This window comes from Actinomadura sp. WMMB 499 (assembly GCF_008824145.1).
Classification (GTDB): Bacteria; Actinomycetota; Actinomycetes; order Streptosporangiales; family Streptosporangiaceae; genus Spirillospora.
In genome coordinates, this window is the sequence record NZ_CP044407.1 from 2,767,660 (window position 1) to 2,791,836 (window position 24,177).

17 protein-coding genes are annotated in these 24,177 nt (G+C 72.5%); 10 read left to right on the plus strand and 7 right to left on the minus strand.

The window, feature by feature from the left end:
• Positions 1 to 5 precede the first annotated feature (5 nt).
• Together F7P10_RS11920 and F7P10_RS11925 are read right to left on the minus strand one after the other, a co-directional pair.
• On the minus strand, positions 6 to 926 hold the full coding sequence (locus F7P10_RS11920; protein ID WP_151009408.1) for a glycosyltransferase family 2 protein: 921 nt from the start codon (positions 924 to 926) through the stop codon (positions 6 to 8).
• Positions 923 to 3,070: a hypothetical protein gene (locus tag F7P10_RS11925; protein ID WP_151009409.1), complete on the minus strand. Its 2,148-nt coding sequence runs from the start codon at positions 3,068 to 3,070 to the stop codon at positions 923 to 925. The genes F7P10_RS11920 and F7P10_RS11925 overlap by 4 nt, the downstream gene beginning before the upstream one ends.
• Positions 3,071 to 3,163: 93 nt before the next feature.
• Here F7P10_RS11925 and F7P10_RS11930 point away from each other — a divergent pair, with 93 nt between their 5' ends.
• The 10 genes from F7P10_RS11930 (at position 3,164) to F7P10_RS11975 (ending at position 19,110) form a co-directional block, all read left to right on the plus strand.
• Entirely contained in the window at positions 3,164 to 4,006 is an 843-nt protein-coding gene (locus F7P10_RS11930; protein ID WP_151009410.1) for a TIGR03089 family protein, read from the plus strand.
• Positions 4,007 to 4,112: 106 nt separating this feature from the next.
• Positions 4,113 to 5,558: an LCP family protein gene (locus F7P10_RS11935; protein ID WP_151009411.1), complete on the plus strand. Its 1,446-nt coding sequence runs from the start codon at positions 4,113 to 4,115 to the stop codon at positions 5,556 to 5,558.
• A 151-nt stretch (positions 5,559 to 5,709) separates the two neighbouring features.
• Positions 5,710 to 6,774, plus strand: coding sequence for an acyltransferase family protein (locus F7P10_RS11940; RefSeq protein WP_254716554.1), 1,065 nt, complete (start codon positions 5,710 to 5,712; stop codon positions 6,772 to 6,774).
• A 151-nt stretch (positions 6,775 to 6,925) separates the two neighbouring features.
• The gene (locus tag F7P10_RS11945; RefSeq protein ID WP_151009413.1) at positions 6,926 to 8,035 is read left to right on the plus strand and encodes an acyltransferase family protein; all 1,110 of its coding nucleotides are present in this window, start codon (positions 6,926 to 6,928) and stop codon (positions 8,033 to 8,035) included.
• A gap of 59 nt (positions 8,036 to 8,094) precedes the next feature.
• Complete coding sequence (locus tag F7P10_RS11950; protein WP_218040467.1) at positions 8,095 to 10,371, plus strand: bifunctional glycosyltransferase family 2 protein/CDP-glycerol:glycerophosphate glycerophosphotransferase; 2,277 nt, start codon at positions 8,095 to 8,097, stop codon at positions 10,369 to 10,371.
• A gap of 85 nt (positions 10,372 to 10,456) precedes the next feature.
• Positions 10,457 to 13,882: a CDP-glycerol glycerophosphotransferase family protein gene (locus F7P10_RS11955; RefSeq protein ID WP_151009414.1), complete on the plus strand. Its 3,426-nt coding sequence runs from the start codon at positions 10,457 to 10,459 to the stop codon at positions 13,880 to 13,882.
• A gap of 31 nt (positions 13,883 to 13,913) precedes the next feature.
• Positions 13,914 to 15,923: a glycosyltransferase family 2 protein gene (locus F7P10_RS11960; RefSeq protein ID WP_176611433.1), complete on the plus strand. Its 2,010-nt coding sequence runs from the start codon at positions 13,914 to 13,916 to the stop codon at positions 15,921 to 15,923.
• A gap of 78 nt (positions 15,924 to 16,001) precedes the next feature.
• Positions 16,002 to 16,751 (plus strand): hypothetical protein, encoded by a 750-nt coding sequence (locus tag F7P10_RS11965; protein WP_151009416.1) that lies wholly within the window; start codon positions 16,002 to 16,004, stop codon positions 16,749 to 16,751.
• Between the two features lie 11 nt (positions 16,752 to 16,762).
• Positions 16,763 to 17,896 carry a glycosyltransferase family 4 protein gene (locus tag F7P10_RS11970; protein ID WP_176611434.1) on the plus strand — a complete coding sequence of 378 codons (1,134 nt, stop codon included), beginning with the start codon at positions 16,763 to 16,765 and terminating at the stop codon, positions 17,894 to 17,896.
• 182 nt (positions 17,897 to 18,078) lie between these two features.
• Complete coding sequence (locus F7P10_RS11975; protein WP_151009418.1) at positions 18,079 to 19,110, plus strand: CDP-alcohol phosphatidyltransferase family protein; 1,032 nt, start codon at positions 18,079 to 18,081, stop codon at positions 19,108 to 19,110.
• Positions 19,111 to 19,120: 10 nt separating this feature from the next.
• Here the strand turns inward: F7P10_RS11975 and F7P10_RS11980 are convergent, their stop codons facing one another.
• The 5 genes from F7P10_RS11980 to F7P10_RS12000 form a co-directional block, all read right to left on the minus strand.
• Positions 19,121 to 19,474, minus strand: a complete 354-nt coding sequence (locus F7P10_RS11980; RefSeq protein WP_254716555.1) for a DUF6510 family protein — start codon at positions 19,472 to 19,474, stop codon at positions 19,121 to 19,123.
• A gap of 2 nt (positions 19,475 to 19,476) precedes the next feature.
• The gene (locus F7P10_RS11985) at positions 19,477 to 20,256 is read right to left on the minus strand and encodes an FAD-binding oxidoreductase (RefSeq protein WP_151009419.1); all 780 of its coding nucleotides are present in this window, start codon (positions 20,254 to 20,256) and stop codon (positions 19,477 to 19,479) included.
• 13 nt (positions 20,257 to 20,269) lie between these two features.
• A complete protein-coding gene (locus tag F7P10_RS11990) occupies positions 20,270 to 20,884 on the minus strand; it encodes a molybdopterin-dependent oxidoreductase (protein WP_151009420.1) in 615 nt (204 codons plus the stop codon).
• Between the two features lie 31 nt (positions 20,885 to 20,915).
• Positions 20,916 to 21,743: an alpha/beta fold hydrolase gene (locus F7P10_RS11995; RefSeq protein WP_151017986.1), complete on the minus strand. Its 828-nt coding sequence runs from the start codon at positions 21,741 to 21,743 to the stop codon at positions 20,916 to 20,918.
• Positions 21,744 to 21,960: 217 nt separating this feature from the next.
• Positions 21,961 to 24,108, minus strand: coding sequence for a glycosyltransferase family 1 protein (locus tag F7P10_RS12000; RefSeq protein ID WP_254716754.1), 2,148 nt, complete (start codon positions 24,106 to 24,108; stop codon positions 21,961 to 21,963).
• Positions 24,109 to 24,177: the final 69 nt, after the last annotated feature.

The following is a 24,177-nucleotide window of genomic DNA, read 5'->3' on the forward strand; positions in this document are numbered from 1 at the left end:
CGACCCTAACCGTCGGTGCGCGATCGGACGATCAGGTCCGCGAGCAGCGCCATCGAGGCGATGATCAGTCCCGTCACGAAGATCATGATCGTGTTGTTCGCGAAGTACCCGAAGTGGACGATCATGTCGAAGACGCCCTTGCCGAGGCCGATCAGGATCAGCCACAGCGCCGGGGGCATCAGCACCTTGAGCGGGTTGAAGTACATCACCATCCGCAGCACCTGCAGGATGTAGCGGTAGGCGTCCTTGGTGAAGTGGAACTTCGACTTCCCGGCCCGCTTGGCGTACTCGATCGGCTCGTAGTGCACCGGGTGCTGGTTCGACAGGAACGCGATGGTGATCGTCGTCACGCAGGAGAATCCGGGCGGCAGCAGCCGCAGGTAGGGCAGCGACACCTCGCGGCGGAACGCCCGCAGCCCCGAGTTCAGGTCGGGGATCCGCGAGTTGGTGAGCCGCTCGGCGACCTTGCGGATGAACCACTTGGCGGGCACCCGCAGCGCCTTGTGCGTGCCCTCCTCGCTGGTGCGCGCCCCGACGACCTGGTCGATCGCCGGGTTCTCGTCGAGCATCTCGACGAACTCGGGGATCCGGTCGTTCGGGTAGGACATGTCGGCGTCGGTCCACACGACGATGTCACCGCGGGCCTGCTGCGAGCCGATGCGCCGGACCGTCCCCGAACCGCTGTTGTGCTGGAACGCCATGATGCGCATGTTCGGGAACCGGGACTCGGCCTCCCGCAGCCGAGCCAGCGTGTCGTCGGTCGAGCAGTCGTCCACGGCCAGCAGCTCGTAGGTCTTGCCGCTGTTGTCCATCGCCTTGCAGATGCGCTCGACCTCGTCGATCACGTGATCCTGCTCGTTGTAGCAGGGCAGGACGATCGTGACGTGGACGTGTTCGGCCGCGGGATCGGCAGGCTGGGTGCTCACGCAGGGCGAGGATACTCGCCTCGGCCGCCCGACCCGCCGTCATCGGGAACCCCGGGGCCGGTGGGGCGCGACGTCCACACGTCGATGCCGAGGCCCCAGGTGCCGCGCGGGGGCTCGTTCAGCGTCCGCCCGTCCTGCCGGGTGCTGATCGCGATGACCTGCTCGGCCGGGCCGTACGGCGCGACGTCGGTGCGCCGCGCGCCGAGCAGCACCGGGGTGCGGCCCGCGGCGCGCACCTTCCCGATGACGCGCCGGACGTCGCCGGGCGTGGCGCCGTCGGCCGTCCGGGCCGCCGGGACGCCGCACATGCCCCGCACGACCTGCAGGAACCGGTCGGCGGTGGCGCGCTCGACGGCGATCACGGACGCGTCGGGGCCGAGCCGGTCGCACAGCCCGCGGACGGCCGCGACCTCGCCCTGCTCGGTCCGCGACACCAGGTAGGGCGCCGAGACCAGCACGATCGGGACGAGCACCACCGCGAACCCCACGCCCTTGCCCCAGCCCAGGACGCGCGGCGAGTAGCCGAGGCGCCGCACCCGCCGGGCCGTCCAGGCGGCCCCGAACAGCGCGAACAGCAGCAGGCCCGGGATGACCAGGCCGATCAGCCGCCGCGACGCCCACGGGTGGTCGGGGGTGATGCCCGGACGGAGCAGCACCTGCGTCGTCGTCCACACGATCACCGCGTACGCGGGCAGCCACTGCGCCGACCGTCCGCGCAGCAGCCGCCGCCCGAGGACGGCCGCGCCGACCACGGCGAACAGCAGCGCGGGCACGCCGACGTACCAGGCGACCCAGTACAGCGACAGCTCGGTGTACTGCCGGGTGCCGTCCAGCGGCATACCGTTGATCTTCTGGACGGCCTCGATGAACTGGGCGTTCAGCCGGTCGTCGGGGTTGTCGGGGACGCGCGTGACGGTCTGGAACAGCGGGCGCGCGGCGAACGCCAGGAACACCGCGACGGTCAGCCCGGCGAGGAGGTTCGGGAGCCGCCCGCCCCGCACGGACGCCGCGAGCGCCCGCAGCCGCCCACCCGTCCGGTCCGCCCGCAGCAGCACCGCCAGCAGGACGGTCGCCGCCGCGACGGCCGTCGCGATGACCAGCAGCGGGACCACCGAGCCGCGCAGGTACTCGAGGTAGGGGCGCGACAGCACGACGCCCTCGATCAGCCCGGCGGCGGCGCCGAGGACGAGCCCGCCCGCCAGCCAGTACCCCGCCGGGCGCCGCAGCCCGGCGAGCAGCCCGGCGAGCGCCAGGATCGGCAGGACGTCGCGGAGCCCGTCGATGCGGACGAGCACGATCAGGCCGAGCGCCAGGCCCGCCAGCAGGTACTTCGCGCGCGCGGCGCGCGGCTCCGCGCCGCGCGCGTCGTGGATCAGCGACAGCCCGCCGAGCAGCAGGACGATCGCGGGCAGCTCGCTGAGCGTGTTGCGGGACGCCCACAGCATCGGCAGGCACGCGGCGAGCAGCAGCGCCCCGGCGGGCGCCCAGCGGGGCCCGACCAGCCGCGCGACGAGCCCGGCGAACGCGAGCACGCAGCAGGCGCCGAGCAGCGGCGCGGTCAGCAGGACGCCCGGGGCGCCGGCGAGCCAGCCGCCGGGCGCCAGCACGAGCGGGAACCCGGCCATGAACTGCGGGACGATCGCGCCGCCCTCCGCGTAGAACGCGGGGCTCTCGAACCCGAGCGCGGGATCGGCGCCGCCGAACGCCCAGCGGTCCTGCGGGATCGGCAGCGAGCCGTGCTCGGCGAGCCACACCGCGAACTGGACGTAGGACGCGGGGTCGCGCCGGACGATGATCTGCTCCGAGAGCATGAACACCTGGTAAACGGTGAAGACGCCGACGACCGACAGCACGCCCGCGAGCGTCCACCGCGTCGCACCGTCCAGAACGCCCGGACCGCCGGACGATCCGTCCGGTCCGCTCGACTCGCCCGGCTCGCCGCCCCCGGGCGTCCCGAACCGCAGGCCGTACCGGAGCATCACCGCCGCGACCGGCACGAACAGCGCGATCGCCGGGGCGGGGTGGAAGGCACCCGCCAGCAGCAGCGGCAGCGACACCGCGAGCCAGGCCGCGATGAGCAGTGCGGGGGCGATGGTGATCAGGGCGAGCACGCGGCCCGCCGACGTACTCGTCCGCTCGTTCATCGGTGCGGAGCGTAGCGGCACCGGACGCCCTCGGGCGCCGATGAGACCCGGCCTTGACCCGTGATCGTCCCGGCAGGTCCTACGCTCGCATCCATGAGCGAGAGCAACGCCGGGCCGGTGGAGCTGCTGCGGCGGCGGGTGGCCGACGACCCGGCCCGGCCGCTGGTGACCTTCTACGACGACCGGACGGGCGAGCGCGTGGAACTATCCGCGCGCACGTTCGACAACTGGGTCGCCAAGACGGCGAACTTCCTGGTGGACGGCCTGGGCGTCGAGCCCGGCACCCGCGCGGTGCTGGCCCTGCCCCCGCACTGGCAGACGTCGGTGTGGCTGATGGCCTGCTGGGCGGCGGGGCTGGTGGCCGAGCCGGTGACGCCCGGCTCCCTCGCGGCGCGGTCCGAGGACGGCGCGGCCGAACCGTTCGGTGCCGCGGCGCCGTACGTCCTGGCGACGTCGGAGGAGGCGCTGGACGAGGTGCTCGCCGACGCGGACGCCGAGGAGATCGTGGGGCTGTCGCTGCACGCGCTGGGCGCTCCGCTCGGGCACTGCCCGCCGGGCGTCGTGGACTACGCGGCCGAGGTCCGCTCGTACGGCGACCGGTTCGCGCCCGGACCGGGGGCGTCGCCGCGGGCCCCCGCGCTGACTGTGACAAACGCCACACTCAGCGGCCTGGATCTGGCGGGCGCCGCGCGGGCCGCCGTCGAGAAATGGGAGCTGGACGCGCGGGACCGGCTTCTGGTTGACATGTCGTTCGCCACACTCGACGGGGTTCTGGCGGGTCTGCTCGCACCACTAGCCTCGGGTGCTTCCGTCATAATCCAACGAAACTTCGACAAAACCGCCGTAAATAGGCGGGTGTCGGTAGAGCATGTGACGGCGGTGGCCGGTCTTCCGGGGTGGAATGACGCTTCCGGGTCCGTACGCCGACTCGCCTGACTACGCTTCCCTTGCGTTCGCTCTGCCCCCTGCCCGCTCGCCGCCTCCCCGACCCATCGACCGCGTCCCGACCTGTGAAAGCGGGCCCACCGGAACCACGGAGCCGATGAACAGCAACCCGATGTACATGGAGTACGTCGACGACGCCGACCCTGAGGAACCGGCGCCGCCTCGGCGGGGCTGGCGCATCCTCGGCTGGGTGTGCATCGGCCTCTCCGCGGTCATGGTGATCGGCTCTCTCACCGCCTACGGCCTGTACCGGCAGGCGTTCGGCAACATCGCCCAGGAGGACGTCAACTCCAAGCTCGGCCCCGACCGGCCGGACAAGCTGAACGAGGCGATGAACATCCTGATGCTCGGGTCCGACACCCGCGCGGGCGCCAACGCCGAGTACGGCCGGCAGATGAAGGACGACCCGCCCCGCTCGGACACGATGATCCTGCTGCACCTGTCGCCCGGCGGCGAGCAGGCGATGGCGATCAGCTTTCCCCGCGACCTGATGGTCCAGCGTCCCGAGTGCGAGGACCGGGAGGGCAAGACGGTACCGGGCTCCGGCCGGGTCCAGATCAACACGGCGTTCACCGTCGGCGGCGCGACCTGCGTCATCAAGACGCTGGAGAGCATGACCGACATCCGCATCGACCATTTCGTCCAGGTCGACTTCAGCGGCTTCAAGAACATCACGACGGCCGTCGGCGGCGTCCCGGTGTGCCTCCCCCAGGACGTCGACGACGAGAAGTCCGGGCTGAAGCTCACCCGGGGCAAGCACGAGATCGAGGGCGAGGTCGCGCTCGCGTACGTCCGGGCCCGCTACGCCCTCGGCGACGGCACCGACACCAGCCGGATCAAGCGGCAGCAGAAGTTCCTGGGCGCACTCGCCAACAAGGTGATGAGCAGGGGCGTGCTCACCAATCCCAAGGCGCTGCTCGACCTGCTCAACGCGACCACGAAGTCCCTCACCACCGACAGCGAGCTGTCGGTGACCGCGATGATGGACATCGCGCAGAGCATGCAGGGGCTCTCGTCCGGAAAGCTGCGCTTCGTGACCGTCCCGAACGGCCAGGACCCCATCGACAAGAACCGGCTCGCCCTGGCCCCGGACGCGGAACAGTTCTTCGCGTCCGTCCGCGAGGACAAGAAGCCTCCGGAAGAGGAGAAGAAGGACGCGGGCAAGCCGGCGGCGCCCGCGCCGACGATCCCGCCGAGCCAGATCCGGGTCCGGGTCTTCAACGGCAGCGGCACCGACGGCCAGGCCGGGCGCGTCTCCGACTCGCTCGAGGCGCAGGGCTTCCAGGTCACGGTCGGCGGCAACGCCGAGCGGACAGCGGCCACCAAGGTGCTGTACGGTTCCGGTGCGGAGAACCAGGCGAAGAGCCTGGCGGCCCTCATCCCGAGCAAGCCGGCGCCCGCGGCGCAGGCCAGCGGCGCCCAGCCCGGCGTCGTCGACCTCGTCATCGGGACGGACTGGACCGACCTCAAGGGCGGCCAGCGGGGCATCCCGGAGCAGCAGGGTGAGATCCGCGCCAGCGACAACATCTGCAGCGAGGCCTGAGCCCAGGCCGTCGATTCGGGGCAGGCGCATGACCCACAGCACGTCCACATCGAACACGGCGGAGCAGGCGGCGGGAACGGTCCCGCCGCCGGGTGCCCCCGCGCCGGACGGGGCCTCCCCGGCGGCTTCCCACCCGGTGGCCTCGCCCCCGGTGGACGCCCCCGCGGTCCCGGCGCCCGCCGGCCCCCCGCCCGCGGCGCCCCGGCCGCGCAAGCAGCGCGACCCGTTCTTCGACAACGCGAAGTACTTCGCGATCGTGCTGGTGGCGATCGGGCACTCCATCGCCTACCTGCAGAACGTGCCGCTGGCCAAGGGCCTGTACCTGTTCATCTACATGTTCCACATGCCGGTGTTCATCGTGCTCACCGGCTACATGTCGCGGAACTGGACGTTCTCGGGCGGCAAGGCCCGGCGGCTCATCACGGCCGTCGGGGTGCCCTACGTGCTGTTCGAGATCGCCTACTCGCTCTACGACTGGGCGGGCACCGGCGGGCGGCTGGAGGTGAGCCTCCTCGAGCCCTACTTCCTCACCTGGTTCCTGCTCGCGCTGTTCATGTGGCGGCTGTCGACCCCGGTGTGGCAGCAGGTCCGCTGGCCGGTGGCGCTGTCACTGGTCATCGCGCTGCTGTCGTACACGGGCGAACTCGGCTCGACGCTCGGCCTGCACCGGGTGCTCGGGCTGCTGCCGTTCTACGTCCTCGGGCTCGTGCTCCGGCCGGAGCACTTCGAGGTGCTCAAGCGGCCGGTCGCGCGGCCCATCGGCGCGGTCGTCCTGGCCGGCGGGCTGGGGTTCGCCTACCTGGCGATGGACCGCATGAACATCGACTGGATCTTCTGGCGGCACACGCACGAGGAGCTGGGCGTCGCCAACGTCACCGGCACGGTGATGCGGGTGGCGATGTTCGCCGCCGCGATCACCCTGGTCGCCGCGTTCCTGGCGGTCGTGCCGCGCCGCAAGCACTGGTTCACCGGGCTCGGCGCCGCCACCCTGTACGGCTACCTGCTGCACGGCTTCCTGACCCGTGCGATGAACTTCACCGACGGGTGGGACATCGGCTGGCTGAACACCGAGCCCGGCATCCTGGCCGCGGTCGTGACGGCCGCCGTGGTCGTGACGGTGCTCTGCACGCCGCCGGTCGTCCGGTCCATGCGGTGGGCGCTGGAGCCGAAGCTGACCTGGATTTTCACGCCGCTCCGGCGTCCGAAGAAGAAGTAGCCGGGCCGGCCGGCGCGGAGCGGGCCCGAGCGGCCCTGGAAAATCCGGCACAGCCCGGCGAAAGACGTGAAACGGCCGCCGGGCGGCCGGAGCGCCAGTACAGTGACCTAGTCGTTACCCCCGCGGCACTGTGACGTCTCCCCTCGGAAATATGGCTGTTACCTCTGCTTCCCCCAGCTCCCCGTCGCCGTCCTCCGGGACGGAGGCCCCCCAAGGCCCCGCCGAGCCCCCGGGCCGGCCGGCCGGACGCCGGGACGCCTACTTCGACAACGCGAAGTTCTGCGCGGCCGTGCTCGTCGTGGTCGGCCACGTCTGGGCCAACTTCGGCGAGAGCCACGCCGTGGCCGCGGCGTACACCGTGCTCTACGCGTTCCACATGCCGGTGTTCGTGTTCATCTCGGGCTTCTTCTCGCGCGGCTTCATGCGGTCGACCGACAAGTTCCGCAGCATCCTGCCGACGCTGGTCGTCCCGTACCTGATCTTCATCGTGCCGTACCGGCTGCAGCTCGTGTTCATCAACGGGGCGGATTTCGACCTGCACGAGCTGTTCCGCCCGCACTACCTGATGTGGTTCCTGGTCGCCATGGTGTTCTGGCGGCTGAGCGCGCCGCTGTGGGCCCAGCTGCGCCACCCGACGACCGTGTCGGTCGTACTGTGCCTGATCGCCGGGAGCTGGGCGTTCAACGCGGACGGTACGGTCGCCCGGACCGTCGGGCTGCTGCCGTTCTTCGTGCTCGGCCTGACCGTCGATCCCGCCCGCATCCAGTGGCTGCGGGCCCGGTGGGCGCGGTGGGCGGGCGCCGCCGTGCTGGTCGCGGCGCTGCCGATCGCCTACGTCTGGCAGCTCGGCACGATCGTCCCGGAGATCAACTCCGATCTGCTCTGGTGGAACCGGGGCTACGAGGACATGGACTACGCGGCCCTGGAGGGCATGGGCCTGCGCTTCGCGGCGATGCTCGCGGCCCTGCTGCTGGGCGCCGCGTTCCTCGCGGTGATCCCGCGCAAGACGACGTGGTTCACCGCGATGGGCACGCGGACGATGTTCATCTACCTCCTGCACGGCCTCGTCGTGAAAATCTTCGACTACGGCGGCTACTTCGAGGCCGAGGCGCTGCACACCCCGGCGGGCCTCGTCGCGGTGACGCTGAGCGCCGTCGCGCTGGGCGTCCTGCTCGGCACCTCGCCGGTGCGGCGGCTGTTCCGCTGGGCGGTCGAGCCCCGAGTCGACTGGCTTCTCAAGCCACGGCAAAGCAGGACGTAGTATCGATCTACGCTAGCGGCTACCTTTCCTTCCTCTCCCGTTAACCGATTGGCCAGCGCGTGAGCAGTGACAACAACGGCGTCTCCGAGAACGACGTCTCGTTGAGCATCATCGTCCCGGTGCACAAGGTCCAGGGCTACCTGCGGCAGTGCATGGAGTCGATCCTCGAGCCGGGCATCCCGAACCTCGAGGTCATCGCGATCGACGACTGCTCCCCGGACGCCTGCGGGCTCATCCTCGACGAGTTCGCCGAGCGCGACTCGCGGGTGCGGGTCCGTCACCTCACCGAGAACGTCGGGCTCGGCCAGGCCCGCAACGTCGGGCTCGACATGGCGACGGGCGACTACGTCTGGTTCTTCGACAGCGACGACTACGCCACCGAGGGCGCCGTCCGCGCGATCCTCGACCGGCTCGCCGAGACGCGCCCGGACGTCCTGATGTTCGACTACGCGCGCTCGTACTGGAACGGCCGGGTCAAGCGCAGCATCATCAACCACCTGTTCCGGGAGCCGCCCGCGCCGGACGTGTTCACGCTCGCCGAGCGTCCGCAGTGCCTGGAGATGTTCACCTCGATCTGGAACCGGGCGATCCGCCGCGAGTTCCTGATCGGCACCGGGCTGCGGTCCAACAGCGGCTACTACGAGGACGTCAGCATCACCTACCCGATCCTGATGGCGGCCGAGCGGATCAGCCTCCTGGACCGGGTCTGCTACATCTACCGGCAGCGCCGGAGCGGCGCGATCACCAAGACGGCGAGCGCCAAGCACTTCGACGCGTTCGACCAGTACGACCGCATCTTCGCGTTCATGGACCGGCTGGGCCCGGACGCGGACCGGTTCCGGCCCACGATGTTCAACCGGGCGATCTGGCACCTGCTCGTCATCATCGAGCGGCCCGACCGCATCGTCGCGTCGGAGAAGCAGCGCTACTTCACCGAGATGTCCGCCTGGTACAACCGGTACAAGCCGCAGGGGCACGTCCCGCCGGACGACGAGCCGCGCCTGGCCGACAAGCACCGGGCGATCGAGCGCAACGACTTCCGGGCGTGGGAGCGGCTCAGCGGGCCGAAGCTGACGACGAAGGCGAAGAAGGGCGGGCGCAAGGTCCGCAAGCTGCAGAAGCGCGGCGTCGTCCGCTCCAAGCAGGTCGCGAAGGAGCGGTACTTCTACCAGATGCGGCTGCGGATGCCGATCGAGGAGAACCTCGCCGTCTTCGCCGCCTACTGGTACCGCGGCTACGCCTGCAACCCCGCCGCGATCTACGAGAAGGTGCGGGAACTGGCCCCGCACATCCGCTGCGTGTGGATCGTGAAGCCCGGCGGCCGCAAGGGCATGCCCGAGGGCGTGGAGTACGTGGTGGCGGGGTCGGCGGAGTACTACCGGACGATCGCCTCGGCCAAGTACTTCGTCAACAACGTCAACTTCCCCGACCACCTCGTCAAGCGGCCGGGGCAGGTGCACCTGGAGACCCAGCACGGGACGCCGCTGAAGAAGATGGGCCTCGACCAGATGGAGTACCCGGTCGGCGCCGCCGACATGGACTTCAAGGCCCTCATCGAGCGATGCGACCGCTGGGACTACCTCGTCTCGTCCAACCCGCTGTCCAGCGAGGCGTGGGAGCGGGCGTACCCGTGCCGCTACGAGATGCTGGAGATCGGCTACCCGCGCAACGACCAGCTGGTCCGCGCCACCGACAAGGACCGGGTGCGGCTGCGCGCCGACCTCGGCATCCCCGAGGGCAGGACGGCGATCCTGTACGCGCCGACGCACCGCGACTACCAGCGCCGCTACAGCCCCATGTTCGACATCGGGCGGGTCGTCGAGGATCTCGGCGACGACCACGTCCTGCTGCTGCGGGCGCACTACTTCTACAAGCTCAAGGACATGGCCGCCGACCTGGGCTGGCCCGAGGACCGGGTGATCGACGTGTCGAAGCACCCGTCGGTCGAGGACCTGTCCATCGCGTCGGACGCGCTGCTCACCGACTACTCGTCGGTGATGTTCGACTACGCCAACCTCGGCAAGCCGATCGTGATCTACGCCAACGACTGGGAGACCTACCGGCTCACCCGGGGCGTGAACTTCGACCTGACCGAGTTCCCGCCCGGCATCGTCGCCCGCACCGAGTCCGAACTCGTCGACGCGTTCGTCTCGCGGTCGGCGTGGGGCGACGCGGCGACGAAGAGCCTGGAGGCCTTCCGCGCCCGTTTCTGCCCGTGGGACGACGGCAACGCGGCCGAGCGGGCCGTGCGCCGCGTCTTCCTCGGCGAGAAGCTCCCGCCGGTCGCCGCCCCCGCGGAGGCGTCCGCGTCCGGCGCCGCCTCCGGCGCGTCCTGAGCCCCGCGCGCCGGACCGTCGCACCCCCCATGACCGTCCGCGGCCGGAGCCCGCATCCGGCTCGCCAGCTCACGAAGGAGTGGGCATGACCGCCCGTATCAGCGTCATCGTGCTCTCCCACGGCGCCGGGGACGACCTCGGCGACGCCCTGGAGTCGCTCTCGGTCCAGACGTTCGGCGACCTGGAGGTCCTGGTCGTGGACGACGGCACCGGGACGGCCGCGCGGGCGCCCCTGCCCGACGACCGGTTCCGGCTGATCCGCACGGGGGCGCCGAGCCGGGGCGCGGCCCGCAACCTGGGGGTGGCCGAGAGCACCGGCGAGTTCCTGCTGTTCGCCGACTCCGGCGACGCGATGCCGCCGGACGCGGTCGCGGCGCTGCACGGGGCGCTCGAGACGTCCGGCGCCGAGCTGGCGAAGGGCCCGGACGCGTCCCTCAAGTGGACCGGCCAGGTGTCGCAGTGGAAGGCGCGCGGCGACACGGCCGCGCCGGCGACGGCCACCGACCTGCACCGCAGCCCCGGCCTGCTGGCCGACCGCAAGATCGTCGGGGCGCTGCTGCGGCGCTCGTTCTGGGACGCCCACGGCCTGGAGTTCCCCGACCTCGCCCGCGACGACGACCTGCCGGTCATGGTGCGGGCGCTGCACCTGGCCAAGTCCGTCGACGTCGTGCCGGACGTCGTCCTGCACCGGCGGTCGCGGCGGTACGCGCCGACGACCGAGCTGCAGGAGATCGCGGACGGCTTCGCGGCGGCGAACCTCGCCACCACCTTCGTCGCCGAGCGCGGTGACGCCAAGGCGCTGCGGCAGCTGCAGCTCGCGCTCGTCACGAACGAGCTGAAGACGTTCCTGGACGCCATGCCGGACCTGTCCGGGGACGAGCGGGAGCAGGTCGTCGCGCTCGCCGCGGCGTACGCGAAGGGCGTGTCGGCGAAGGTGTTCGCGGAGGCGCCCGCGCTGGCCCGGCTGAAGTGGCACCTCGCGGCCGAAGGCCACACGATGGAGCTGGTGAAGGTCGTCCGGTACGAGCGCGGCAAGTCCTCGCCGTCGATCGTCCGGGACCCGCTGCGCCGCTACGTCGTCTACCCGTACTGGAAGGACGCCAAGGTCGACGTCCCCCGCGACGTGTACCGGGCGCGCGACGAGGTGAAGATGCGCGGCCGGGCGCACGCCGTCCGCTGGGAGGACGACCGGCTCGTCGTCACCGGCGAGGCCTACATCAACTCGGTCAGCTCGCGCCGCCGCTGGACGGCGATCAAGACCGTGACGCTGCGCAACGGCCGCCGCAAGATCACCGCGCGGGCGCGGCAGACGCCCAAGCCGGGCAAGTCGTCCGGCGGCTGGACCGGCTTCGAGTTCGCGCTGGAGGCGGCGAAGCTGAAGGAGCGCGGCGGCTGGGCCGAGGGCACCTGGGAGGTGCACGCCGCGGTGCTGAACGCGGGCGTGTTCCGGCAGGGCCCGGTGCGCGGCGGCGGCTCGGGGACGGGCGCGACCCCGCCCTACCGGTACGTCGCCGACGACGTGCGCGTCGTCCCGAAGGTCGTGGACGGCAACCTGGTCGTGCAGGTGGAGCACGTCCGGGAGAAGGCGACGGCGCTGCGCTGGGACGGCCGGACGCTCGTCGTCGAGGTGGAGTCGGCGGGCGAGCCGCCCGCCGAGGCCGTGCTGACGCTGGGCGACTCGCGCGTCCCCGTCCCGGTGACGGCCCGGCCGGGCGGCTGGTCGGCGCGCGTCGACCCGGACGCGCTCGACGTGGACATCGACCCGGACTCGATCGACGACACCCGCGACTGGGCGCTGTCGGTACCGCACGGCGAGGCCGACCGCGAGGGCCGCCCGCTCGTCCTCGCCGAGGGCGTGCAGGAGGCGGCGCGCACGTTCGGTGCGCTGGAGGTGAGCGCGGGCCGCGGCCCGAACGGGTACGTGCGGGTGCGGCGGGCGACGACGCGGCTGTCGGTGGACGACTGCGTGTGGCGTCCCGACGGGACCCTGTCGCTGGCCGCGACGCACACCGCGCACGCGTCCGGGCAGATCGTCCTGCGCAGCCGGGGGCGCCGCAAGGAGTTCGCGTTCGACCTGGTCGCGGACGGCTCCGGGGTGCTGCGCGCGGAGGTCCCGGCGGCGGCGGTGCCGAGCGTGGCGGGCGTCCTGCCGCTGCGGCCCGGCCGCTGGGACGTGCTGTTCCGGCCGCCCGGCGAGCGGGCGCTGACCGTCCGGCTGGCCGAGGCCGCGCAGCGCACGCTGCCGGGGCCGCTGGAGGTGGCGCGGCGCGGCTACGAGCTGGAGACCAGGAACGGGCGGCTCGTCGTGGCCGTCACCGGGGACGTGTCGAGCGAGGAGAAGAGCGCCGGCGCCAAGTACCGGGAGGAGGCCCGCAAGCGGGTCGCCCGCGACGGGCTCCGCGACGCCGTGCTGTTCTCCTGCTTCAACGGCCGCCAGTTCTCCGACAGCCCGAAGTCGATCCACGAGGAGCTGCTGCGCCGCGGGTCGGACCTCGAGCAGCTGTGGGTCGTCAACGACGCGCAGGCCGAGCTGCCCGACACGCTGAACGCCGTCCGGCTGAACGGCAAGGAGTGGCAGGAGGCGGTGTCGACGTCCCGGTACATCGTCACCAACCACCGGCTCGGCGACTGGTTCCAGCGGCACCCCGACCAGACCGTCCTGCAGACCTGGCACGGCACCCCGCTGAAGAAGATCGGGCGGGACGTCAAGGAGGTCCACTTCGCGTACGCGCCGGGGATGAAGTCCGCGCTGCAGAGCAAGGACAAGGGGCCGTCCGGCCCGGCCGTGCCCGAGTGGAGCCACCTGCTGTCGCCGAACCCGTTCAGCACCGAGATCTTCAAGCGCGCGTTCGCGTTCAAGGGCGAGATGCTGGAGGTCGGGTACCCGCGCAACGACCTGCTGCACAGCCCCGACGCGGACGCCGTCGCCAAGCAGGTCCGGTCCCGGCTGGGCATCCCGGAGGGCAAGCGGGTCGTGCTGTACGCGCCGACGTGGCGCGACGACCAGTACTACAGCCGCGGCCGGTACAAGCACGACATGCGCCTGGACCTGGACCGCGCGCGCGCCGCCCTCGGTGACGACCACGTCCTGCTCATCCGGCTGCACAGCAACGTGGTGGACGGCGTCCAGGAGGACCCGGACGGCTTCGTGCGGGACGTGTCGCTGTACCCCGACATCACGGAGCTGTACCTGATCTCCGACATGATGATCAGCGACTACTCGTCGGTGATGTTCGACTACGCCAACACCCGGCGCCCGATGCTGTTCTTCACCTACGACCTGGCCGACTACCGCGACCGGCTCCGGGGCTTCTACTTCGACTTCGAGGCGGAGGCGCCCGGTCCGCTGGTGGAGACCTCCGACGACCTGATCGACGCGATCCGGGACGTCGAGGACGCCACGGCGGGGCACGCCGCCCGCTACGACGACTTCGTCGCGCGGTTCTGCCCGCTCGACGACGGCCACGCGGCCGCCCGCACGGTCGACCGCGTCTTCGGGTCGTCCGGCTGAGCCTCGCCCGCAGAAAGTGAAGGAAACCCGAGTGATCCCCCCGGAAGCCGGCCCGCCCAAGGTCAGCGTGATCGTGCCCGTGTACGACTGCCTCCCGACGGTGGCCGAGGCGCTGGAGAGCGCCCTGGAGCAGTCGATGCCGCCGGAACTCGTCGAGGTGATCGCGGTGGACGACGGCTCCACCGACGGCAGCGACAAGGAACTGGCCCGGCTGGCCGGACTCCACCCGCGGCTCACCGTGCTGCGGCGCGCGAACTCGGGCGGCTCCGGCGGCCCGCGCAACGTCGGCATCGAGCGGGCCCGCGGCGAGTACCTGTTCTTCCTCGACGCCGACGACCGCCTCGGCCCGCAGGCCCTGGAGCGGATGTGCGCGGTGGGCGACGAGCAGGGCACCGACATCGTGATCGGCAACTACGTCGGCGTGGGCCGGGGCGCGCCCCGGTTCACCGACAACATCCCGCACGTCACCGTCGACGACCCGCACTACGACATCTTCCGCAGGTCGCTCAGCGCGCAGAAGCTGTTCCGCAGGACGCTCGTCGACGAGCACCGGCTGCGGTTCCCCGAGGACGCGCCCTCCGGGCAGGACAAGGTCTTCACCGTCCACGCGCTGCTGCACTCGGCCGGCGTGTCCGTCGTCGCCGACTACGACTGCTACTACCTGGTCGAGCGGCAGGACGGCACCAGCATGATGCAGCGGGGCGGCGCACCGCCCGAGATCTACTACCCGACGGCGGCCCGCCGGCTGCTCGAACAGGTCGTGTCGCACCGCCCCCCGGGACCGATCCGCGACCGCATGCTCGTCCGGCTGTTCCACCGCGACGTCCTGCACCGGTTCAACGACCGGTACCTCCTGCTCGGCGAGGACGTCCGGCGGCGGACGGTGGAGAACGTGCGCGCGCTGTGCGACGAGTTCCTCACCGACGCCGTCCGGATGGGGATGCCGCCCAGGTTCCGGCTGTTCGCCCACTGCGTGCAGCACGGGCTCCACGACCTCATCCCGGAGATCATCGAGGCGGACCTCGCCGACGAGCCGGTCCCCCTCGCCGTCGCCGGGGACCGCGCGCACGTCCGCTACCCCGGGTACGGAGATCCCGAAGCCGCGATCCCGGACGCCTGCTTCGACGTCACCGACCGGCTCCCGCTCCGCCGCGTCCTGACCTCGCTGGAGTGGGACGGCGACGTGCTGCGCGCCGGCGGAACCGCCGCGATCGACCGGCTGCCCGCCGCCGGGCGGGCGGTCACGCTGCCGCTGCGCTCGCGGAAGTCCGGCGCCGAGCACCTGCCGGTCACCCGGATCGACGGGGACGCGTTCACCGCCGATCTCACCGCGGGGCCCGGTGCGCACGGCGGGCCGCCGTCGTCCGGCACCTGGGATCTGCACGTCCGGGTGGCGCACGGCGACCTCGTCAAGGAGGGCAGGGTCGGCGCAGACCGCTCCCCCGACCTGGCGCTTCCGGAGGGCAGGTTCGTGCACCACGCGGAAGGCACGGGCGCGGCCGTCGTCCCGTTCCTCACCGACTACGGCAACCTGTCGTTCACCGTCAGCCCGGGCGTCGCCGGTTTCCGCCGGCTGCTGCGCTTCGGCGAGATCGACTGGGCCCGCGACGGCCTGCTGCGGGTGCGCTGCCACGCCGCCGCGACGCCCGCCGCCGCGGCGGGCGTCCGGCTCGGCGTCGCGCTCGATCACCGCACCAGGGGGATGGTCCGGGCGGGCGAGGTCCACCGCGAGCAGGCGGGCGACCGGCTGCTGCTCACCGCCCTGCTCGACACGCGCGGGCTGGCGGCAGGGCGCTGGGACGCCTGGCTGGAGGTGGCGTCCGGCGGGGACCGGGTCCGCATCCGGATCCCGAACGCGGTCACCGGCAGCTCGGACCGCGTCCCCTGCGCGCCGCTCGGGCTGCGCACCGTGGCGTTCTACCGGACGGAGGGCGGGAACCTGTCGGTGGAGGCCTCCCCCGGCAGGCTTCCCACGCTGGCGCGGTCGGCGAAGGGGCGGCTGCGGGCGGCCCTCCCGCACCAGGGTTCGCAGCGGAAGTAGCGCCCGTGACGTACCGACCCGGCCCGGGTTGGTACGATTCGCGGTCGGCATCGGGGAGGGGCCGCGCTTGTGGCAACTGTGGCGAATCACGTCAGGGTCGACACCGACGACGTGCTGACGGTCGGCTGGGACGCGCCCCTGCCCGACGGGGAGCGCCTCGTGCTCCGGCACGCGGCGTCCGGCACCGTCCGGGCGGGGCGGGCCGCCGGCGACGGGCGCCGGTGGACGCTGCCCGCCGCCGGCCTCGACACCGGCCGGTGGGAGGCGTGCATCGAGGCCGGGAGCATCGCCCGGCCGCTGCTGACCGACGACCCCGGCTTCTCCCTCGACGGGCTCCTCGCCTACGCCGAGCGGCCCCGCGACCGCGCCGTCCGCGTGACCCGCGCCCCGGACGGACGCGTCGGGCTGGCGGTCCGCGCGGTCGTCCCGCACGCCGAGGTCCGCGCGGTGCATCCGGGCGGCGGCGAGATCCGGGTCACCGGCCGCCTCGCCTACACCGGCCCGCGCCCCGCCGACGCCCGCCTCGTCGCCGTCGCCCGCGGCACCGGATGGCGGGTCGCCTGGTCCGCGCGCGTCGAGGGCACCGCGTTCCGCGTGTGCGCGCCCATCGACGTCCTCACCGCCGAGCCGCCCGCCATCTGGGACCTGTGGCTCGACGCCGCCGGCGTCCGCGCGCGGTTGGCGACCCGCCTCGACGACGCCCCCGGCAAGCGCGGCAAGGTCTCCTACCCGCGCCAGTTCGCCGGGGACCGGTCCGTCCGGCCGTACTACACCGCGCGGGACGAGCTCGCCTTCGCCTGCCACGAGCGCGCGGACGGCAACCGATGAGAATCGCCTTCATGCTGCTGAACGCGGGAACGCTGGACGGCACCGTGCGCAGCACCTTCACGCTCGCCGACGAGCTGTCCCGGCGCCACGACGTCGAGATCATCGGCGTGCGGCGCACCTCCGACGCGCCGGCGTTCCCGCTCTCGGACCGGGTGCGGCTGCGCCACCTCGTCGACGAGCGCGCCGACGCCCGCCCCGGCGGCTGGCGGCCCGGCCGCGCCCGCCGCCTCCTCGACGAGCCCAGCACGCTCGTCCATCCGGAGGAGCGCTCCTACCGCTTCTACTCCGCGCTGACCGACGAGCGCATCCCGCGCGCCCTGCGCCGGCTCCGCGCCGACGTGCTCGTCACGACCCGCGCGGGCCTCAACATCGCCGCGGCCCGCTTCGCGCCGTCCCGCGTCACCCGCATCGGGCAGGAGCACCTGCACCTCGGCATCCACGAGCCCGGCATCCTGGCCGAGATCGAACGCTGGTACCCGAAGCTCGACGCGGTCACCACGCTGACCGAGGCGGACCGCGACAGCTACCGGAGCCTCATCCCGGACCTGCGCGTCCGGACCCTGCGCAACGGCCTCCCCGACCGCGTGTACCCGCGCTCCCGGCAGGAGAACAAGACGGTCGTGGCGGCGGGCCGGCTCGCCTGGATCAAGGGCTACGACCTGCTGATCACGGCGTTCGCCCGGGTCGCGGAGAAGCATCCGGAATGGACGCTGCGGATCCACGGCAAGGGCGACCGGCTCGACCGGCTCCGCCGCCAGGTCACCCGGCTCGGCCTCTACAACAACGTCATGCTGATGGGCCCGTCGGACGACATCGAGAGCGAGTTCGCGAAGGCGTCGATCCTCGCCGTCCCGTCCCGCGCCGAGGCGTTCGGCATGACGATCGTCGAGGGCTTCGCCTGCGGGCTGCCCGCCGTCGCGTTCGACTGCCCGCGCGGCCCCCGCGAGATCATCACCGCCGGGCACGACGGGCTGCTCGTCCCGCCCGGCGACCCGGCCGCCCTCGGGGACGCGCTCGTCCGGCTCATCGACGACGAGGGCCTGCGGCACCGGATGGCCGCCGCCGCGCCCGGCACCGCGCGGCGCTACGCCGTCTCCTCGGTCGCCGCCGACTGGGAGGACGTCCTCGCCGACCTCCGCCGGTGAGCACGGTCAGTGAGCGCGGCCCGGGAGCGCGGGTCCCGGGAACGGCGGGCGATACCTGACATGTCCGGGAGGTGAACCGGCGGTTTCGCGGATCTCCGGGCGACAGTCGGGAAGAATGCCGGAGGCCACTTCCGGTCAGTCGCTAGCATCGGTACGGCCCTGACGACGAAAGGAACTCCACCATGGCGAACTTCACGCTCGACGACGTTCGGCAACGGACGTACAAGGCGCGTGACGCGTGGTGGACGGTGCTGCTCGTCGACCCGCTCGCCGCGCGGCTGGTGAGGTTCACCGCCAACCGGACCCGCATCACCCCGAACCAGCTCACCGTGGCGGCGCTCGTCCTCGGCCTGGCGGCCGCGGCCTGCTTCGCGATGGCCGACTGGCAGTGGCTGCTGGCGGGCGCGCTGCTGTACCACCTGTCGTTCACGCTCGACTGCATGGACGGCAAGATCGCGCGGCTGAAGGGCACCGGGTCGGTGTTCGGCGCGTGGCTCGACTACATCTTCGACCGGCTGCGGGTGCTCGCCTGCGCGATCGCGCTGATGGCCGGGCAGTACGCCGCCACCGGCAACGTCGCCTACGTGTGGACGGCGCTCGCCGTCGTCTTCCTCGACATGCTCCGCTACATGGACTCCCTCGAGATCTTCAAGGTGCGGGCGCAGATGCGGTCCGCGCTGGCGAAGGCGCGCCGGGAGGCCGAGTCGCTGGAGCTGGCGGAGCTGCGGGCCGGGGGCGGCGGGCCGGACGAGGTCGGCGCGCGGCTCGCGTCGGCGGAGCGGACGCTGGACGCCGACGAGGCGGAGGACGAGGACCGGGTCGTCGGCGAGGAAGCCGCCGAGAAGGCCGCCGACGCCGTCATGCAGCGGGGCCTCTACACGCGTTTCCCCTGGTACGCCCGTGTCCGCGACGTGCTCATGCGCGGGCGGATCCGGCCGCACCTGTTCAGCGGCATCGAGTTCCAGATGGGCGTGTTCATCGTCGCGCCGGTCGCCGCGGCGATCGTCTCCGGGGCGATCATCCCGGTCGTCGCGGTCAGCGCCGCCGGGATGCTGTTCTTCGAGCTGGTGGTCATCTACAAGTTCTGGATGGCGACGCACGCCTACAACCGGAACATGGCGGCGCTCGAGGAGAAGATCGCCGGGTACCGCGACCGGCTCCCGGAGGGCGAGTTCGAGCGGATCCAGGCGGGCGCCGGCACCAGCGCCGGCTGACCCGCGCCCGTCACGCCCCCGCGGGCGGTACGGGCACGGTGAGCGCGGTGCCCATCGGCATGTCGAGGTGGATTCGGTCGTCCGCGACGATCAGCCGGAGGACGGCCGTCCCGCAGCCCCGGCAGCGCAGCACGTTGCCGGGCGCGTGCGCGTAGAGGCGCGCCGCCGCCAGCGGCCCGGCGAGACCGCACGCCCCGCAGCGGACCGTGGCCGAGGTCATCTCGGGGGCGAACAGCCTGCTCAGCGGCCCCGCCAGCGCGTTGCCGTCCAGGTGCAGCCCGTCCATGACGGGGGCCGCCGCCGGGGGCTCCGCGGCGGGGCGGCGGGCGAACGCGGGCCGTACGTCGGGTTCCTGCCAGGTCATCGTCAACCTCCACTGGGGCCGAAGCGTTCGGTCTTGACGCGGGACGGGTCGTGGCCGAGGTCGACGAGCGTCGCCGCGACGGCCTCGACGAACCCGGTGGGGCCGCACACGAAGCAGGCCGGCCGCGCGTCCGGGGACGGCCCGAGCGCGGCGAGTTCGGACGGCGTCAGGCGTCCCGGCGGGCGGGGGTGGCCGGACGGGGCCCGCCGCGTGTAGGCGAGCATCAGCCGGGTGCCGCCGCCCGCGCCGCCCGCCGTGGCGAGGCGGCCGAGTTCGTCGCCGTAGCAGAGCACGTCGGGCGAGCGGAGCGAGTACGCGACGGTGTACGGCGGCGCGCCCGTCCGGTCCCGCCGGGCGCGCAGCATGCACATGACCGGGACGATCCCGGCGCCGCCCGCGACGAGCAGGACGGGCGCGGGATCGGCCGGGTCCAGGACGAACCAGCCCCCGATCGGCCCGAGCAGCTCGACGGACGCGCCGACCGGCAGGCCCTCGACCAGGTACGTCGACACCTCCCCGGCCGGGACCTCCTGCACGGTCAGCTCGACGTTCGCGCCGTCCGCGGGCGCGGCGAGCGAGTAGCTGCGGACCGCCCGGTAGCCGTCGTCGGCGGTGAGCCGGACGTCGGCGTGCTGGCCCGGCAGGTGGCCGGGCCAGTCCGGCACCCGCAGCCGCAGCGTGCGGGTGATCGGGTTCTCCCGGGCGTCGCCGGTCAGCTCCGCCGCGTACCAGGCGGGCCGGACGGGCGCGGACGTCCCTCGCGCGGTGGCCGCGCCGCTCATGACCACACGCCGCTCATGACCAGGTGTAGCGCTGCTCGCGCCACGGGTCGCCGTAGTTGTGGTACCCGGCGGTCTCCCAGAAGCCGGGCCGGTCCTCGGTGAGCAGCCGCAGCTCCCGCACCCACTTGGCCGACTTCCAGAAGTACAGGTGCGGGATCAGCAGCCGGGCCGGGCCGCCGTGCTCGGGCGGCAGCGGCCGGTCGCCGTAGGTGTGCGCGATCCAGGCCCGGCCGCCGGTCACGTCGGCCAGCGGGACGTTCGTGGTGTATCCGCCGTCGCACACCGCGAGCAGGTGCGCCGCGCGAGCGCCCGCCCCGCCACCGGCCCCGTCGAGGAGCGTGTCGAGCGACACGCCCGTCCAGACGGTGTCGAACTTCGACCAGCGGGTGACGCAGTGGATGTCGGCGGTCGGGCGGTCCTGCGGCAGGTCCATGAACTCGGCCCACGTCCAGGTCCGCCGGTCGCCGGTCTCGGTCACCAGGGACAGCGTCCAGTCGTCCCGGCCGGTCCGCGGGGTGGGCCCGGCGGACAGGACCGGGAAGTCGTCGGTCAGGTACTGGCCGGGCGGCAGGCGGTCGCCCGCCGCCCGGTCCGCGCGCCGGTGGAAGCCCGGCGAGAACGTGTTCATCGTCGCGTGCCCGTCACGTCGCCGGTGCCCGTCAGCGCTTGATGAACTCGAGCAGGTCCCGGTTGAAGCGCTCCTTGTCGCCGGGCACCATGGCGATGCCGTGCGAGGCGCCCTCGTACACCTTGAGCTCGGCGTTCGGGATGATCTGCGCGGACTTGCGGCCGGTGGCGTCGATCGGGACGATCTGGTCGTCGTCGCCGTGCACGATCATCGTGGGGACGTCGAACGCGCGCAGGTCGTCGGTGAAGTCGGTGCGGGCGAACGCGTCCACGCACGCCACGCCGGCCTGGATGTTCTCCTGCATGGCCATGAACCAGAACGCTTCCCGGTTCCCCCGGGTGACCTTGTTGCCCGGCCGGTTCGCGCCGAAGAACCCCTCGGACGCGTCGATCCAGTACTGCGAGCGCTCGGCGAGGATGCCCTTCTTGATGTCCTCGAAGACCTGCGCGGGGACGCCCTCGGGGTTGCCGGGCCCGTGCAGCATCAGCGGCGGGATGGCCGACAGCAGGACCGCCCGGGAGACCCGTCCGGTGCCGTGGCGGCCGATGTAGCGGGCGAGTTCGCCGCCGCCCATGGAGTGCGCGACGAGCGTCGCGTTCCGCAGGTCGAGGTGCTCCATCAGGTCGTTCAGGTCGTCGGCGAAGGTGTCGAAGTCGTAGCCGGTGAACGGCTGGCTGGACCGGCCGTGCCCGCGCCGGTCGTGCGCGATGCCGCGGAAGCCGTTCATCGCGACCATCCGCATCTGGTCTTCCCACGCGTCGGCGTTCAGGGGCCAGCCGTGGATGAACACGACGGGGTCGCCCGCACCCCAGTCCTTGTAGAAGAGGTCCTCGCCGTCCCTCGTCTTGACGAACCCCATGCAGGTGCCCTCCGACTCGTGGTGGTGCCGCTGGAACAGTGCCATGCCGTCCCGATCTCCTCTCGCTCTCAGGGAGAGGGAGCCGGTCGATCCACCCTTCGGCGAAATGTCGGACGCCCTCCCTCGGCGTGACTTCCCGAGGAAGGGCGTCCGATAAGCCACCGGCGATCCAAGAAAGCTTTGCGGCTCCCCGGCTCTCCGCGGCTACCGCACCCGGCTACGGCGCGGCGGGCGTTTCCGTCCGCACCGCCGGGGGCCGCGCCAGCACGTCCGTCCACTGGCGGCAGACCTCGTCGAGGCCGTAGGCCGTGCGGACCTGCTCGCGTGCCTCGGCGGCGTCGCTCTCGAACCGGCCGAGCGCGACGGTCGTGGCGATCGACGCGGCCATGGCCGACGGGTCGTCGTGGATCCACCGGCGGTCGTAGATCGTGTCGGAGCCCGGCCACGGGAGCAGCGCCGGGATCGCGCCGGAGGCCATGCCCTCGGCGGGCGCGAGGTGGAAGCTCTCGTCGTCGCTGGTGGACAGCACGAACCCGATCCGGCGCAGCCAGGACGCGACGTCCCGCCCGTAGGAGTCGAACACGACGCCGCCCGCCAGCAGCGGCGAGCGCCGGATCCGGCGGAACAGCTTCTCGTAGTGCTCGCGCTCCTCGTCCTTCTGCCAGATCCACCAGTACTCCCACGGGAGCTTGGACTTGACGAAGAGGGTGAAGCGCGGGTCGTCGCGGCGCAGCTCCTCCAGCACGTCGACCGCGAGGTCGAGCCGCTTGCGGGACGGCGCGATGCCGATGACCCCGAGGTGGTGCTGCACGCCCGGGAGCTTCGGCCGGTCGAGCTGCCGGTCGTCCACCCAGTTCGGGACGGTGACGACCTTCTCGGCGGGCCAGCCCGTCATCTCACGGGTCAGGGCCGTGTAGTGGGGGCTGACGCAGATGACCTGGTCGACGGCGTCGATGTCGAGCTGCTTGGGCCAGGGCGCGTACAGCTCGAACCGGTGCAGCCGGACGACGAGGCGCTGCCCCTCGCGCTTGTTCTTGGCGTACCACAGCGCGTTCGGGCCGCACCATTCGCAGATGACGACGTCGGCCCACTCGACCAGCTCGCGGCTGCGGTCGGCGTCGTGGGCCTTGAGCGCCGCCCAGTGGTCGACGCGGATCTCCATGTCGGGACGCGACTTCAGGTAGTCGAGGAGGCGGGTGAAGAACTTCAGGTCGTGCCCCGCGACCCCCACGCGCAGCTTCCGCGCGTCCGGACGGTACGCGGCCGCGGCCGCCGCGACCTGCTCGACGGGCGCGGGGAACGTCTCGGTGAGGTAGCCGGTGAGGCGTTCGGCGGCGGCGTCGAGGCTGAACCCCTCGGCGGCGGCCCGGCAGCGCTCGACGGCGAGGTCGAACACGTCGGGGTTCTTGCCGATGATCGTGAGCGCGTCGAGGACGTCGTCCTCGGTCGCGGCGAACAGCGGGTAGTCGGCGCCGAACAGCCGCTCGTGCATGGGCGTCCGGTTGAGGACGACCGGGACGCCGAGCATGCCGCACTCGAGGAGCTTGGTCGACAGTTCGAGGCTCGCGTCCAGCGCCGGGTGCCGCCACGACACGCCGACGTCGCAGCCCGCGGTCAGCCGCATCGCCTCGGCGCGCGGGTGGCCGCCGTGCCAGACGACGCCCTGGCCGCTCTCCAGCGCGGCGCGCATCCGGCCCGCGTAGCCGGGGTCGTCCGGATCGTCGTGGATCTTGTCGCCGACCATGTGCAGCTCGGCGTCCACGCCCCGCTGGGCGAGCCGGCCCGGCAGCGCGGTCATCTCGAGGGTGTTCCAGCGCGGCGCGAACTTGCCGGTGTAGACGAGGCGCAGCGCGCGCCCGTCCGGGGCCCCGGCGGGGCGCGGCTCCATGCCGTCCGGGAGGACGACGACGGGCGGGAACAGCACGCTCTTGCCCGCGGTCGCGGGGACGGCGGCCTCCAGGAAGCCGCGCAGCTCCTCGGTCTGGCAGAGCAGCAGCCGGGACGCGTCGGCGATGCGGCGCAGCTCGCCCCTGGCGGCGTTGTCGAACTCCCCGGCCGACTGCGGGACGTCGGTGAGGTAGGTCCACAGCCGTCCGGCGAGGCCGGTGTGGGACAGCTTCCCGGCGAGCCGGCGGCCGCGCACGACGGCGAGGTCGAACGGCTCCTCCGCGTCGACGCGGCCGAGGATCACCGCGGCCGTCTGCGGGTTCATCGGGACGTCCGAGTCGATCAGGCGCTCGGCGTGCGGGCTGCGGACGGTGACGCCGGGCAGCCCGCGCAGCGGGTCGACGAGGCGCCCGGTGCGCACCGGCGCCTTGAGGACGAGCGTCACCTCGCAGCCCGCGCGGGCGAGCGCCTGCACCATGCCCTGCACCCAGATCGCCGATCCGTCGATCAGGTTCAGGTCGACGTCGCCGTAGACGAGAGCGCGTGG